The sequence below is a fragment of the Microvirga calopogonii genome (genome assembly GCF_003347665.1).
Classification (GTDB): domain Bacteria; phylum Pseudomonadota; class Alphaproteobacteria; order Rhizobiales; family Beijerinckiaceae; genus Microvirga; species Microvirga calopogonii.
Map to the genome: position 1 here is coordinate 1 of NZ_QDGA01000111.1, position 15,048 is coordinate 15,048.

A 15,048-nucleotide genomic window follows, 5' to 3' on the forward strand; every position below is an offset into this window, starting at 1 on the left:
CGAAGCCATCATGAAGCTCAATCATGAACGAAGCCGCCATCCGTTGGCCAACCGGCGAATCCCTGCTTAGGACTCGATCATGATCTTCAAGCTGTGGTGGATCAGTGGCCAAATCTTTGCGGCTTGGGAGCCGATGTGGAAGGTCGAGCCGTCGGCGGTCTGATCGTATAGTCCTCACGGGCGTTGAGAATGGCCATGGCGCGGGCCACCGTGTCGTCAACCCGTCGCGCAAACCCGCAGATCGGCAGTGTGAGCATCGTGATCCTCCTGGAGGGATGAAGGGACTGGATAGACGCCTTGCTTGGCCAGCCGAGAGCGCCGGCCTGGCACCGGCCAGTCGGCTCATCGGGTGGTGACGAACAGGACTTGGCCGATGCCATCCGTGATCACGAGGATCCGATCGGGTTGGAGCCGCCCTGCGACCATGTCCATCCACACTGTCGCGGCCCTGTCTGGGTCAGGCGCCATCCCGATATCAGGCAACTCGCAGCCGACTTGGTCCCACATCATTCGGTCGCCGATGCGGTGGTGGAAGAAATAGCGTGGCATGGTGCAATCCCGTTCATGCCCGAGCCAGTCTCTGGATGCTCGCGAGGCTTCGCCATCAAGCAGGTTAACTTTGGGCAACGAAACAGTGATGGATCGCCAATAATCGACCGCCGCCGCATTCTGACAGAGTTTGGAGCCCCTTGCGGAAGAAGTTCAGTATGGCCGACGTGGAACGGGCCCTGTCGCGGGGCGACGGGCCCTGGTGACCCGCAGGTCACACGTCACTGACGGTGTTCCGGAATTATCCGGTCAAACGGCTCTGATTGTGAAGCTGAGACGGGCGCCTCTGACGCAAGAAGATGGGAGAGGCGGTCGCAGCCCAGGCGGATTGTCGATCTCGGCCTCCCTTTCAGCCCAAGCCACGGCGGGTGCGCGGTTCAGGCGGGTCATGTGAGCGGGGCGGCTTGAGGAACCCACGGTAGAAGCCACCCCCGTTCCAGCTATCACCATGCACCTGCCCGCATGGGACTGCTCTAACTCATGTGAAACAGAGCCGCAGAAAATGAGAAGCTACCCAATAAAGAGTCCGCGTTGGGTCAGGAACCGAGATTCCCTGCGTTTTCGGAACGTCCGCTTCTATGGGGAGCCTGTGTGAAAACTCAAAGTGCGCTCGCCGCAGTGAACTATTCGTACAAGTTCATACCTCCACACCGAGGAATCCCCGGTTCGTCGAGGCCTACGCGACATGAAGTTGCTGGAAGGAATGGCTCGTCAGCGTTTTCACACAGGCTCATGGGGATTGCCGCCATCACGCTTCGGTCTCAGGAGTGCCAGTTTGAGACCTTCGGACAGTATAAGGGAACGGCCATCTTCCGGTTCGGGAGACTCACCTATGCAACAGGACCGGTTATGGATGCTTTGAGTTCGGCTGTGTGACTTTGAGCGTGCGCGTTTGGGCCTCTCTAACCCGCCTGCCGCAAGGGAGCGTCATGGGAATCGAGGCGCCGGATGCCACACGGATCAAAGCATTCTGGCTGCCATCGCCCTTTTCCCCGACCTGGGCACACCATCCAGTTCCCTTACCACCGGCATTGTCCATGGCGTCGCACGGTCCAGATCACTGCCATCAGGGGTGGGCTCTTCCGCCGCCTTTACGGCGTGCCGTCGGAACCCTATCTCCCCGTTCCCGTCCGAGAAATCAGCCCCAACACATGCAACCGCCTGCCAAAGGACAAGCCATGACTGTCGCCATGAGGCGCCACAACGAGCCCGAACGCGATGCACGGTAAGTCCAGGACCGACACCAGGCTCGCCTTCCTCTCGGGCGGCAAGGAGATGGGAGCGCTCATCCGCGCCCACGACTGGGCATCGACGCCGCTCGGAGAGCCCGCCGACTGGCCCTACGGCCTCAAGACCCTCGTCGGCGTCATGTTGGGATCGAACCAGCCGATGTTCATCGCCTGGGGTGCCGGGCGCACGTTGCTCTACAACGACGCCTACTCGGACATCCTCGCACGCAAGCATCCTGCCGCCCTGGGCTGCGACTTCCTTGAGGCTTGGCACGAGATCCAGGACGATCTCCGGCCCATCGTCGAGCAGGCCTACAGCGGCGAGCCGGTCCACATGGATGACATCACCCTCATCATGGAGCGGCGTGGCTATCCGGAGGAAGCCCACTTCTCCTTCTCCTACACGCCCGTGCGGGACGAAAGCGGGGCCATCGCGGGCTTCTTCTGCCCCTGCACCGAGATCACGGGACAGGTCATGGCCGAGCGGCGGCTTGCCTCGGAGACCGAGCGCCAGCGGCGGCTCTTCGAGCAGGCGCCCGGCTTCATCACCATTCTGAACGGGCCGGAGCACCGCTTCGAGTTCGTCAACCAGTCCTACAAGCGCCTGTTCGGCGAGCGTGACTTCGTCGGCAGGACCGTCCGCGAGGCGTTCCCAGAACTGGGAGGCCAGGGCTACTACGAGTGGCTCGACAAGGTTTATGCCACCGGCGAACGCTTTGTCGCCAGCCATATCCCGGCCCGCCTGCAAGCCTCCCCAACCGAGCCCGCGAAGGAAGTTGTCCTCGACTTCATCTACGAGCCCGTCAGGGACGAGGCCGGCTGCGTGACGGGCATCTTCTGCGAGGGCCACGACGTGACCGAGGCTCACCTCGCTCGAACCGCGGTCGAGGCCAGCAACGCGCGCTACACCAGCGTGCTGGCGGCGATGGGCGAGGGCTTCCTCGTTCTCGACGAGGCGTACCGCATCACCGAGATCAATGCCGAGGGGCTACGGCTCGATGGCCGGCCTGAAAGCGAAATCCTCGGCAAAACCCACTGGGAGGTCTTTCCCGCCTCGGTCTGTACGCCGGTCGAAGCCGCCTACCGCCGATCCATGACCGAGCGCGTGCCGGTGGAACTCACCCATCACTACCAGGATGCGGCCACAGGATACGATAGCTGGTTGACCCTACGCATCTATCCAGTCCCGGGTGGGGTAGCCGCCTTCTACCGCGACGTCAGCGAACGCATGCGGGCCGAGGAGGCGCTGCGCCACAGCGAGGAGCGCCTCAGGACCGCCCTCGGCATCAGCACGGTTGGCGTGCTGTTCTGGGGATCTGGCTTCGGGCTGACGGACGCCAACGAAGCCTTCCTGCGCATGACCGACTTCAGCCGCGAGGAGGCGCTGGGCAAGACGTGGCAGGAGCTCACGCCCGAGGAGTTCCATCCGGTGTCCTGGCGGGCCGTCGACGAGGTCATCACGCGGGGCGAGGCCACCCCGTACGAGAAGCAGTACTTCCGCAAGGACGGCTCCCGCTGGTGGGGGCTCTTCGCGCCGCGCAAGGTCGGCGACGAGGTGGTCGAGTTCGTTCTCGATGTCACCGACCGCCGGGAAGCCGAGGCCGCTCTGCGGCGGCTCAACGAGGAGCTGGAAACCCGCGTCATCGAAGCCATTACTGATCGGGAGAAGACCGAGGCGGCCCTGCGCCAGTCGCAGAAGCTGGAGGCGGTGGGCCAGCTTACGGGGGGTGTGGCGCACGACTTCAACAACCTGCTCACGATCATCCGCTCGTCGGTCGAGTTCCTGCGTCGTCCGAACCTGCCCGAGGAGCGCCGCCGCCGCTACATCGACGCGATCACCGACACCGTGGATCGCGCCGCCAAGCTCACGGGCCAATTGCTCGCCTTCGCCAGAAGACAGGCACTCAAGCCCGAAGTGTTCGACGTACCCGAGCGGATTAGAGCTGTGACCGACATGCTGCGCACCATCGTGGGAAGCCGCATCCGGATCGAGGCCGACGTCGCCTGCGATCCGTGCTTCATCGAGGCTGATGTAGTCCAGTTTGAGACGGCACTCGTCAACATGGCAGTGAACGCTCGCGATGCCATGAATGGCGAGGGTACCCTGACGATGCACGTGGATGCGATGGCGGAGATGCCAGCCATCCGAGGGCATGCAGGCGGCCCCGGCCAGTTCGTTGCCGTGTCCATCAGCGACACGGGATCGGGCATCCCTGCCGACCAGCTCGGGCAGATCTTCGAGCCGTTCTTCACCACGAAGGAGGTAGGAAAAGGCACGGGGCTGGGATTAAGCCAGGTCTACGGTTTCGCCAAGCAGTCCGGGGGCGATGTTGCCGTCGCGAGCGTGCTCGGGAAGGGTACGACCTTCACGCTCTACCTGCCCAAGGTCGAGCAGACGGTTGGCCTGGACGGAACCGGGAGCGACGCACCCGGCAACGGCCAGGACGAGGACGGTCGCGGCTGCCGTGTGCTGGTGGTCGAGGACAACATCGAGGTGGGCCGGTTCTCCACGCAGCTTCTCCAGGATCTCGGCTACCAGACCACCTGGGCGGCGAATGCTCGCGAGGCCCTCCAACTTCTGGAGGAGGACCATTCCCGCTTCGATGTCGTGTTCTCGGATGTGGTCATGCCGGGGATGAGTGGGGTCGAGCTTGGCCGGGAGGTCCGACGGCGCCATCCCGCGCTTCCCGTGGTGCTGACCTCCGGCTACAGCCATGTTCTGGCCGAAGAGGGGCGGCACGGCTTCGAGCTGCTGCACAAGCCCTATGCCGTCGAGGACGTGTCGCGGGTGCTGCGCCACGTGACGCGCAGTACCGTCAGCGGGACGGCCGACACCGCCCGAACCAAGAGAGGCTGACGATGAGCCAGGACATCACGGGGCGCCGCATCCTCCTCGTCGAAGACGAGGCCATGATCGCGATGCTGGTTGGAGACATGCTGGAGGATCTCGGCCACGAGCTGGTCACAGTGGCGACGCGCCTGGAGGACGCTCTTGCGGCGGCCGGGAACGGGACGTTCGACCTTGCGATCCTCGACCTCAACCTCGCGGGCGTGCTGACCTACCCGGTTGCCGACGTACTCGCCGGGCGCGGCATCCCGTTCATCTTCGCGACCGGCTACGGCAGCGGCGGCCTCAAGGAGACCTATGCGGGCTGGGCGACCCTGCAAAAGCCATTCGACCAGCAGGCCCTCGAGTACGCGGTCGAGGCTGCCCTCCAGCATGGCCCGTGACGGGATCCATTCGCCAGGAAGGACGGGCTCAGGACTCCAGACCGTCAGTCATCGGCATGTTCCCGGCACGCCCAGGCTCCATCCACAGGCGATGTATGCGGACAATGCTCTGGCGGGCCCGGAGAGCCCTCATGAGGACCTATCAGTCGTTGGCCCTCCTGGAACCAAGCACGGCCGCTGGAATTTTCCAGCCTTGCAGGTGGACCGCCCGGACGGGCATCTGAGGAGGCATGATGCCCAAAAGGAGCGACGGCCTGAGCCCTGAACTGACGCGCCTGAACGAGTACCAGCGTGCGCTGGCCGCCTTCGGCCGGGTTGCCTCCGAGGTTCTGCCGCGTGAGAAGCTGTTGCACTACGTTGCCGCTCAGGTCTCCCGGGTGACCCACATCAAGCATGTGAAAGTGCTATGCTACCGCCCGGATCACGGTGACCTGCTGATGGTGGCCGGGGTGGGCTGGAAGCCCGGCGTGGTGGGACAGACGACCTTTGCTCTCGACAATGCCTCTGTCGCCGGACGATGCATGCAGACAGCGGCTCCGGTCATTGTCGAGGACCTGCCGAACGACCCTGAGTTCCGGATGCACCCGAGCCTAAGCGAGCATGGCATTGTCTCGCTTCTGAACGTGCCGGTGCGGATCGACGGGCGCACCTGGGGCGTGCTGGAGGTGGATGCGGAGGAGCCGCGCACCTTTGACGAGGGCGACGTGACCTTCCTGTCGACCATGGCCAACATTCTGGGCGTGGCCCTGCTGCGGCTGGAGACCGAGACCAAAGCAGCCGAGGCAGCCGCAGGATATGCACGGGAGAAGTCCTTTGCCGAGGTGGTCCTGCGCGAGTTCCAGCACCGAGTGAAGAACAACCTCCAGACCATCATCTCCTTCCTGGCGTTGCAACGGCGGCATGCCTCGACCCAGGAGGACCGGGACCGCTTCGTGAGCGTCATGGACCGGGTGCACGCGATTGCTCTGGCTCAGGATCAGCTCTCGTTCGAGGCGGGCATCAGCAACGTCGAGTTCGGCGATTACCTGCGGGCCCTGTGCGCCAACATCGACCCACAGCGGGAGACAGTGAGTATCGAAGTGGAAGCCGAGCGCGGAGCGCTACTCCCACTGGACCGAGCGGTGGCGGCCGGGCTGATCGTCAATGAACTGGTCACCAACTCGCTCAAGTACGCCTTTGATGAAGACGGTGGCACAATCCGGGTCAGCTTCACGACACGGTCCGAACTCGGCGAGGCTTGCCTTGCGGTCGAGGACAATGGACGTGGGATGGGACCGCCGCGGAAGGGCGGGCTCGGCCTTCAGCTCGTCGACGCTTTCGCCAACCAGCTCGATGGGCAGGTGGAGCGGGAGCCAGTCGAGAAGGGCACGCGTACCTGCGTCAGATTCCCTCTGCCGCTATAATGATGTTAGAGATGTTTAGTCCCGGCATTTGGTGGAGCGGGTTGAGCCTGAAGCGTTTGGGCTCCTTGAGCCAGGTTTTGCAAATGAACTCGTAGGGGGTGAGGCCCTTCAGGGTCTTGAGTCGCCGGGCGAAGTTGTAGGCGCTCACGAAGTCAGCCAGATGCTGCCGGAGCTGGTCATGGCAGTCGTAGGAGTAGCGCTTGACTGTCGCGTCCTTGAGGGTGCGGTTCATCCGCTCAACCTGACCATTGGTCCAGGGATGCCTCGGCTTGGTCAGGCGATGGTCCACATCGTTCTGGGCACAGGCATACTCAAAGGCATGGGCCCGGAAGAGCTCGCCGCGTTTCATTGCTTTCTTGATCAGCGGGACTGCCGAAGCCGTGTTGCTGGGCGTGGTGAAGTGAATGCCATGATCGGTCAGGACCGTGTGCACCTTGTACGGCACGGCCTTGATCAGCGCGCGCAGGAAGTCGCCGGCAATCCCGGTCGCCACCTTCTCGTGCAACTCCACAAAGGCAAACTTGCTGGTGCGATCAATCGCCACCAGCAGATAGAGCCTTCCCTCCTCAGTGCGCACTTCGGCAATGTCGATGTGGAAGTAGCCAATCGGGTAGGTCTTGAACTTCTTCTTGGCAGGCTTGTCGCCGATCACGACCGATGCACAGATGCTGACAGATCACATGGTGCGGTTTGCTCTTGGGGGCATTGCGAACGTGACCAAGGACGAAGCTCCACAGGCACCTGCGGCTCACCCCGCCGATGGTGGCGGTTGACCTCGGTACAATTTGGCCGGGGCGAAGGGCCGCTTAGGGTCATCCAAGGAAATTGCCAACACCTTTGGAATGTCTGTTGTAGCCCTCTTCGCCAGACATTCGGTCTACTTCGCAGTTGTGCCATTGGCGGTCACTACCCTTTGCGGACCACAAAGGCTTTTAGCCCTCACGCTGCCGATGTTTCACCCCCGATGACGCAACGCGTCGACCAGCAGCGCGAAGGCTGGGGAAGCCTGGCGCCGGCTCGGGTAGTACAGGTGGTATCCCGGCCAAGCCGGACACCAATCGGCAAGCACTCGGGTCAGACGCCCCTTTGCGAGATAGGGCTGCGCCAAGCCTTCCGGCACGTGGGCGAGACCGAATCCCGCCACCGCCGCGTTGAGGATCTGCTGGATTCCGTTGAAGATGAGCTGCCCTTCCACCCGCACCCTCAGCTCCTGGCCGTCCTTCTCGAACTCCCAGGCATACAGCCCGCCATGGGTGGGCAGGCGCAGGTTGATGCAGGTATGGTCGATCAGGTCCTGCGGCGTCTCCGGTGGGGCATGCTTCGCAAAGTATGACTTCGAGCCGACCACCGCAAAGCGGAGGTCCGGCCCGATGCGCACCGAGATCATGTCCTTGGCGACCTGCTCGCCGAGACGAACGCCGGCATCGTAAGCCTGCGCGGCGATGTCGGTCAGGCCGTAATCGATGCCCAGTTCGACCTTGATGTCCGGATACTTCGGCAGGAACTTCTCCAGCTTCGGCCAGAGCACATGATCGATGGCATAGTCGGTCGCCGTGATCCGGATGGTCCCGGCGGGCTTCTCCCGCAGTTCGCTCAAGGATTCGAGCTCGGCCTCGATCTCGTCCAGTCGCGGGCCGACGCTTCCGAGCAGGCGCTCACCCGCCTCAGTCGGCGAGACGCTGCGCGTCGTGCGGGTGAGCAGGCGGAGCCCGAGCCGCTCCTCGAGCTGACGGATGGTCTGGCTCAGCGCCGACTGCGAGACCCCGAGCTTCGCCGCAGCCCGGGTGAAGCTCCGCTCCCGGGCGACGGCCAGGAACGCGGAGAGGTCGTCGAGGCTCTCGCCCGCCATTCATAAGCTCCCCTAATAGGCCCATGCGGACAATGCCATCTAATCGCATGCCGCGGCATCGGCTAGATCTCCTGCGTCATTTCCGCGAGAGCCCATGATGCTTATTGCTTCCTCTCAGTCGCGGGCGTCCACCGCTCCGTCTGTCCTCGTGATCCTGCTGCCGATCATGGCTGTCGTCCTGTTCGGCTTTCTGATCGCGGGCCTCGCGCTGCCGGTGCTCCCGCTTCATGTGCACCAGGGACTGGGCCTCAGCACCTTCGTGGTCGGGCTCATCACCGGCAGCCAGTTCGCCGCCTCGCTCATCTCGCGCCTGTGGTCGGGCCATTACGCCGACAGCCGCGGCGCCAAACGTGCGGTCGTCGCCGGTCTGCTTGGGGCCGTAGCAGCGGGGCTGCTCTATCTTGCCTCGTTGTCCTTCATCGGCACCCCGGCAATCTCGGCGACCATCCTCCTGCTGGGCCGGGCCGTGCTCGGCGGGGCAGAGAGCTTCATCATCACGGGGGCCTTCGGCTGGGCTCTGGCGCAAGTCGACGCCCGGCACGCCGGCAAGGTCATCGCCTGGGTGGGCACCGCGATGTGGGCCGCCTTCGCCTTGGGCGCTCCGCTCGGCAGCGCCCTGTACGCGAGCTATGGCTTCGTGGCGATCGCGCTGGCGACGACCCTGATCCCGCTGGCCGCCCTGCTGCTCGTGCTGCCGTTGCGCTCCGTCGTGCCGCCGACGCAGATCCGCCCCGCCTTCACCCGGGTGATCGGCGCCGTCTGGGTGCCCGGCATCGGCATGGCCCTGAGCAGCGTCGGCTTCGGTGCGATCACCGCGTTCATCGCGCTGCGTTTCGTCGACCAAGGGTGGGCTCCGGTCTGGCTTGCCTTCAGCGCCTTCGCGGGCGCCTTCATCGTGGCACGCGTGGTCGGTGGCCATCTGCCGGACAAGCTCGGCGGCGCCAAGGTCGCATTGGCCAGCGTGCTGATCGAGGCGGCCGGCCAGGCGCTGATCTGGCTGGCCGCCGGGCCCATGGTGGCCCTGCTAGGGGCGGGGCTCACCGGGATTGGCTGGTCGCTGGTCTATCCCAGCTTCGGCATCGAGGCGGTGCACCGCGCACCGCCGGAAAGCCGCGCCCTCGCGATGGGGGCCTACACCGCCTTCCTCGACCTGGCGATCGGCTTGGCCAGCCCCGCCTTGGGGGCGGTTGCGGGTGGGGCCGGCTTGGGCCCGGTGTTCCTCGTCAGCGCGCTGGTGGTACTCGGCGCCGCCTTCATCGCGGTGCGGCTCCTGAGCAACTCCGCAACTGCCCAATGACCCGATAGCTCAACGGAACCAGCGCTGCTGGGTGTGAGCCACAGCGGCTCCGAGAAGCCCCGGAAACGGTACTCGCACGCCCATCAGCCGTGCATCCTGAACCCGCATAGCGCTTAGGTGCAGGGCCGATGGTGGGCATGACCAGCCCGAACGTCCATTCGCCGCTGGATGGTCTCCTATGGGTCGAGCCTGTGTCAAAACGCGAACAGGCCGCTTCGTAGAGCAATTTAATTTCCTGCAAGCCCCGATAGACCGAGAAATCTCCGGTACAGGGGCGTGAAGTTGTACAAATAGTTCGTCGAGATCAGGACGGTTTGAGTTTTGACACACCCTCGGTCAGGAACCGAGATTCCTTGCGCGCTCGGAACGTCCGGTTCGATGAGGATTGCTGCCTTCGAGCTTAGGTCTCAGGCGTGCCGATTTTGTTCTCTAATGAGTCAAGGGGCAGCTCTCCGATCCTGAGCGGTTGTGCGCTCCCAAAGGGTGTCTGCGTTCTCTGCGTGCTCCAGGGCACTTGATGGGGTCAGCTGGGGTGGAGCGACCTGGTTGAAACCGCAGTCGGCCCTTCTCTCAAGCCACATGCGACAAAATCGGCGTCGTCTTCCACACCCTCCCTCGGGCAACGCTCCGCTCGGGAGCTCGTCTCGACCTGTTTCGGCTGCTCCTCTCAGGCTGCGTGGAATGTGGTGCCGTGCCGGAGCATGGCATGCATGATGATTGCCAATCGGCGGGCCAGCGCCACACGGGCCTTCCTCATCGTCGAGCGCCGGGCAATGCCCAGCGCCCACTCCTTGAGGGCCAGGGCGCCGCGATAGCGCGTCAGCAGCACATTGGCAGCCTCGTACAACAGGGTCCGCACCCGCCGGTCACCGCACTTGGAGATGCTGCCGACGTAGTCGATCTCGCCCGACTGGAAGCGCCGCGGCACCAGGCCGAGATAGGCTCCTACATCCCGCGAGCGGCGGAAGCGCTCCGGCGCATCGATGGTGGCGACAAAGGCAAGTGCTGTCAGTTGCCCCACACCTGGAATGGTCATCAGCCGCTGGCAGGCCTGAGACGAGCGGGCCAGCAGGCGCATGTCACGATCAATCGCCACGACCGCTTCCAGAACGGCCTTGCGGGCCGCGAGCAGGCCCTGCATGGCACCCGACAGACCTGCGATCCCATGGCTGGCTTGGATGACCTGCTCGGTAAAGCGCGGACTGAGCCCGCGTGGTAACCGGACCCCGAACACGACCGCCAGGCCGCGGATCTGGTTCTCCAGGGTGACGCGCTGCCCGACCAGCTTCTTGCGAGCGACGATCAGAGCGCGCACCGCATGGGCCGGCAGCGATTTGACGTGGACGGGCTTGAAGAAGCCGGTGCGGGCGAGATGGGCCAGCCCGCGGGCATCGTTGCGGTCGGTCTTGTGGGTCGCGAGGGACTTGAGCGCCTGGTAGGCCTGCCGGCTCTCGATGCAGATCACCGGCAGCCCGAGGGCGGCAAGGCCATGGAAAAGCATCGGCGCCATGCGGCCGGTCTCGAGCACGATCCTCTCGCAGGTGGGTACTGTCTCCAGCGCAGCGGCAATGGCTTCTGGCGTGCTGGAAGCCTTTGCTTCCAGGACAACACCTCCGTCCCGCTCGACCACACAGATGTGTGTCTCATTCATCGAGACGTCTAAACCAGCGTAGTAGTCCATAGCTGCTCTCCTGTGCACGTGGCCCGCCGATGTTATCGGCATCCAGGGAGAGCCGCCCCATTACCCAATGTTGAAAAACTCCCGAGCACCGCACGGTCGGTCTATTACTGGAGTCACCGTGCCAAGCGAGACTCAACATCCTGTATGTTGCTGACCCGAAAAACGGCCGTTGCGGAGTTTTTCAACACAATCTGCCAGAATCGGACATTGATGTCCTCTGTCGTCTTCGCAGGGAGACACGGTCCTTCCGCACTATGGACACGGCCTTATCGCGATGCCTCGGAACGACGTAGGCGGCTAGGTCATCCCTGTCCGGATCGGGTGCAAGCTCACTGCGACACACGATGGAGGGCTTAGAGCAGTTGTTCCTCGGCGCGTTCGTCTGGCACTCACGGCTCGCCCGTCTGGTCACGGCGATGCATGGCTTGTCTCAGCACCTCGAAAATCACGGCTGTCGACCAGCCGAACAGCAGCACGCCGTTCATAGCGGCCATCGGCCCAAGCAGCCGCCAGCGCTCGACCGGCACGACGTCGCCGTAGCCGAGCGTGGTGTAGTTGACGAAGGCGAAGTAGAGGATCTCCGTCCCAGCAGGCACCACAGCTAGGATCGCGTAGGCAAGCGACCAGGCAATCACCTCCGCAATATGCGCGACCATCAGCACCCCGACGGTCGCCATCATGACGGCGGCGAGCCAGACATGGGATTGGCGATCCCACTTCGAGGCATGGCGGGCGGCGCCTACGACGGTTGCCATCACGATGGCATGGATGGCCATGTTGCCCAGGCTGACGACCCCGCCGAGGAGAAGCTGTCGCACCATGGCCGGCACCCTACGGCGTAGTGGGCGGAATGAGGTAGGGGATGGCCGCGATGATCAGGTAGGGCGCGCGAGCAGTTGTGCCTCGGACCAGCCAGACAGGTGTGACGTTGGCGCGATGGATCGTTCGCAGGCCGCCGGGGCACATGCGGCTAGTGTCCCTCGAAGAAGATGTAGTTCTCCCAGCTCCGCATGCGCAGCAGGATGCGCCGCAGCAGCGACAGGGGCTCCGCATGCTCCGTCAGGATTGCAACCTCCGCAGCGGACCCGAGCGGGATCTGGTATGCGGAGACGTCGTCCACCAGATCGATCTCCGCGACCGCCCGGTCGTTGAGCGCCGTCGTCACGAAGTCCTGGAGCACGCCCGTGGCCTGGAACTGGCCGGCCGCGATCACATCGGGGATCACGCCGACCTTGGCCCTGAAGACCCGTCCCGGCACGGCCGCGAAGGCGACCTCGGCCTTGTCGCCGGAATGGACCCGTTGCAACGAATTCTGCTGGAACGCCGCTATGAGCATGTTGTCGCGGGGTCCCTGATTGACGAACACGACCACCGGCCGGAGCGGCGCCGGGACGACATACATCCCGGGACGCAGCGCGACCTGGGAGGCGAAGCCGTCCGTCGGAGCCCGCACGGTCGTCTGGGCCAGGTCGAATTCGGCATCGCGCAACTCGGCCTGGAGCTGTGCCACCGTCGTGTTGACGCCGCCGATCTCGGACGAATAGGCCAGCGAGGCCCGCTCCTGCTCGGCCCGTGCGCCGACCATGCTCTGCCGTGCCGTCTCGAGATTGCGCGAGAAGGTATCGAGGGTCGCCTGCGCGACGACCTGCTTCTGGAACAGATAATTCTGGCGATCGTAGTTCTGCTGCGCCAGCTCGAATTGCGACTGCGCCCGATCGGCCCCTGCTTTGGCTTGGTCGAAAGCGGCCTTGAGCTGCTTCACGTTCTGCTCGGCTTCCGCCAGCGATGCCTTCTTCTCATCGACGACGTACTGGTAGGGCTCCGGATCGAGGCGAAAGAGAACGTCGCCCTCCTTCAGCTTGACGTTCGGGGTGACCGGAACCTCGACGACCCGTCCCTTGACGCCCGGCAGGATCGGCGTGACCGCGAAATAGATGCGGGCCGTGGTCGTGAACGGATGGTTGTAGTTCATGACCAGCAGCAGGAAGAAGAGGCCGACGATGCCGCCAAGGGCCGCGGTCGACAGGGTCCACTGGTTCACGGGCACGTGGAACAGCTTGAAAACTGCCACGCAGATCGCAACGTATAGGAGAATGAGCAGCACTTCCATCAGCCGGCTCCTACATCCTATTTTAAGTCCACCCTTGCCCCGGCTCGTTGGCTGACCGGTGCTTTCACCTCGGACCTCGTCAGCTTCTCCAGGTGAGCAACGCGCCGTCGCAACTCGACGACTTCCGCGGTCAGTTCGGGTTGGACGGGCTCGTTTGCTGGTGTTGCCTTGAACCCCCACCCCCGCTCGGGCCGGTAGGCCATGGCCCAGATCCACAGGAAGGGCCACAGGGCGTGGAGCATGAACAGGCTCACCCACCCGGCCGCGTGAATGGCGTCCTGATGCGGGTGGTGGCGCGACTCGGCGATGCGGTAGGGAATGTCGTGAATGGCGATGATGCCGTAGAACAGCGTGATCGCCACGAAGAAGAGGATGCCCAGCGCCAGATAGTTCAGGAAGGGATCGCCCATGGCTTGTTGCCTCCGGCAACGTGACCGCGTCCGAACGCGCCGTTGACGCCCCCTCCGGCTGCTGGTCAGGCCCCGAGCTCCCTGACGCTCAGCCCGTAGTGTCATTATACTTCCGCAAGGTCCGGATGGCGAGTTCTTCGCTCGGCGTCCCGCCCGAAAGGGAACCCTGATCGGGCATGGTCATATCATCCTGAACCCGGGGCCCTGACGGTGACCACCAGCCCGTCAACACAGCCCGCGTGCCTGCTGTCCCAACAGTCCCGGCCTCAGGCCACCATCCACTTGCAGCACTACCTTAGGACTGAAGGATGGGCTGGCTTGATTGCATGGGACGGTGGTTTATCCTTTTGAGACACGATGCGCGAAGGGGGCCACGTGCATCGCGGCCGACCCTGCGCACCGAAGCCCTCCGGCACCGCCAGCAATCCCCTCATGGCGAACCGTTTTTGGGAGACAGACCAGGGTTCTCTTCCCGGGAGCGTCCCTCACGGTGCTCGTCGTGCCCCTCTCCCTCGAAATCTGGCTTGCACGCCGCGTCTGTGGTATAAAAACAAGGCTCAATCGCTATTGACGTGACTTGAGGTGCGTGGTGGGCCTACCTGCCGCCGCGCCTTACCAGCGGACGCGACAATGTCCGAGCACCCGTCAGCCATTGCACGCCGGGAAGACCCCGTAACATTCGGGCGACGCCTAGTGCCCATCATGGAATGGCTGCCTGCGTATCGGCGTGACTGGCTCGTGACCGACATTCTGGCCGGTCTGGCCGTCTGGGCCGTGATGGTGCCGGAAGGCATGGCCTATTCCAGCATCGTCGGCGTGCCGCCCATCATGGGCCTCTACACCATCGTCCCTCCCCTTGTGATCTACGCGCTGTTCGGCTCCTCGCGCTCGCTCGTCATCGGTCCGGACACGGCCACGGGCCTGATCTCGGCACTGACGGTCGGCGCGCTCGTGGCCCAGGGGACGCCGGACTACAACCTCCTGACGAGCACGCTGGCCGTCCTGATCGGAGCCTTCTTTCTCGCCTTCGGCGCCCTGCGCATGGGCTGGGTCGCGGCCTTCATTCCGACCCCTGTCATGCGCGGTTTCATCGAGGGGCTCGTCTGTGTCACGATCATCGGACAGGTGCCGCACCTGCTCGGCATCGCCGGCACCTCCGGCAACTTCGTGACGAAGCTCTGGTTCGTCTTGCAGCACCTGTGGGAAGCATCGCCGGCTCCGGTGGCAACAGGCCTGCTCAGCCTCGCCGCCATGCTGTTGCTCCGCCATGTCGCCCCGAAGCTGCCGGC

General features: G+C 64.1%; 12 protein-coding genes and 1 pseudogene. 5 read left to right on the forward strand and 8 right to left on the reverse strand.

All coding sequences use genetic code 11. The annotated features are described in order from the left end of the window. Positions 1–101 precede the first annotated feature (101 nt). Together DDF70_RS37155 and DDF70_RS31370 are read right to left on the reverse strand one after the other, a co-directional pair. Positions 102–257: a hypothetical protein gene (locus DDF70_RS37155; RefSeq protein WP_162820809.1), complete on the reverse strand. Its 156-nt coding sequence runs from the start codon at positions 255–257 to the stop codon at positions 102–104. 85 nt (positions 258–342) lie between these two features. Continuing rightward, positions 343–549, reverse strand: coding sequence for a DUF6894 family protein (locus tag DDF70_RS31370; protein ID WP_114948568.1), 207 nt, complete (start codon positions 547–549; stop codon positions 343–345). Between the two features lie 1,218 nt (positions 550–1,767). Here DDF70_RS31370 and DDF70_RS31375 point away from each other — a divergent pair. From DDF70_RS31375 to DDF70_RS31385, 3 genes are all read left to right on the forward strand, one after another. Then, complete coding sequence (locus DDF70_RS31375; protein ID WP_114948569.1) at positions 1,768–4,635, forward strand: hybrid sensor histidine kinase/response regulator; 2,868 nt, start codon at positions 1,768–1,770, stop codon at positions 4,633–4,635. Positions 4,636–4,637: 2 nt separating this feature from the next. Continuing rightward, positions 4,638–5,009, forward strand: a complete 372-nt coding sequence (locus tag DDF70_RS31380) for a response regulator (RefSeq protein ID WP_114948570.1) — start codon at positions 4,638–4,640, stop codon at positions 5,007–5,009. Positions 5,010–5,239: 230 nt separating this feature from the next. Then, the gene (locus DDF70_RS31385) at positions 5,240–6,412 is read left to right on the forward strand and encodes a sensor histidine kinase (protein ID WP_114948571.1); all 1,173 of its coding nucleotides are present in this window, start codon (positions 5,240–5,242) and stop codon (positions 6,410–6,412) included. Here the strand turns inward: DDF70_RS31385 and DDF70_RS31390 are convergent. Beyond that, positions 6,390–7,058: pseudogene (locus tag DDF70_RS31390) on the reverse strand (integrase core domain-containing protein); the annotation flags it as partial. The gene DDF70_RS31385 and the pseudogene DDF70_RS31390 overlap by 23 nt on opposite strands. Positions 7,059–7,367: 309 nt before the next feature. Next, positions 7,368–8,261, reverse strand: a complete 894-nt coding sequence (locus DDF70_RS31395; protein ID WP_114948572.1) for a LysR family transcriptional regulator — start codon at positions 8,259–8,261, stop codon at positions 7,368–7,370. Positions 8,262–8,358: 97 nt separating this feature from the next. Between DDF70_RS31395 and DDF70_RS31400 the strand changes: the two genes are divergently transcribed. After that, positions 8,359–9,558 carry an arabinose transporter gene (locus DDF70_RS31400; RefSeq protein ID WP_114948577.1) on the forward strand — a complete coding sequence of 400 codons (1,200 nt, stop codon included), beginning with the start codon at positions 8,359–8,361 and terminating at the stop codon, positions 9,556–9,558. Between the two features lie 667 nt (positions 9,559–10,225). Here DDF70_RS31400 and DDF70_RS31405 read toward each other — a convergent pair. From DDF70_RS31405 to DDF70_RS31420, 4 genes are all read right to left on the reverse strand, one after another. Continuing rightward, on the reverse strand, positions 10,226–11,239 hold the full coding sequence (locus DDF70_RS31405; RefSeq protein WP_114948573.1) for an IS110 family RNA-guided transposase: 1,014 nt from the start codon (positions 11,237–11,239) through the stop codon (positions 10,226–10,228). Between the two features lie 389 nt (positions 11,240–11,628). After that, the gene (locus tag DDF70_RS31410) at positions 11,629–12,060 is read right to left on the reverse strand and encodes a potassium channel family protein (protein ID WP_114948574.1); all 432 of its coding nucleotides are present in this window, start codon (positions 12,058–12,060) and stop codon (positions 11,629–11,631) included. Between the two features lie 149 nt (positions 12,061–12,209). Further along, the gene (locus DDF70_RS31415) at positions 12,210–13,349 is read right to left on the reverse strand and encodes an HlyD family secretion protein (RefSeq protein WP_114948575.1); all 1,140 of its coding nucleotides are present in this window, start codon (positions 13,347–13,349) and stop codon (positions 12,210–12,212) included. 17 nt (positions 13,350–13,366) lie between these two features. After that, positions 13,367–13,759, reverse strand: a complete 393-nt coding sequence (locus DDF70_RS31420; protein ID WP_114948576.1) for a DUF3302 domain-containing protein — start codon at positions 13,757–13,759, stop codon at positions 13,367–13,369. Between the two features lie 702 nt (positions 13,760–14,461). Here DDF70_RS31420 and DDF70_RS31425 point away from each other — a divergent pair. Further along, positions 14,462–15,048: SulP family inorganic anion transporter (locus DDF70_RS31425; protein WP_245435685.1), on the forward strand; the 587-nt coding region annotated here is incomplete at its 3' end.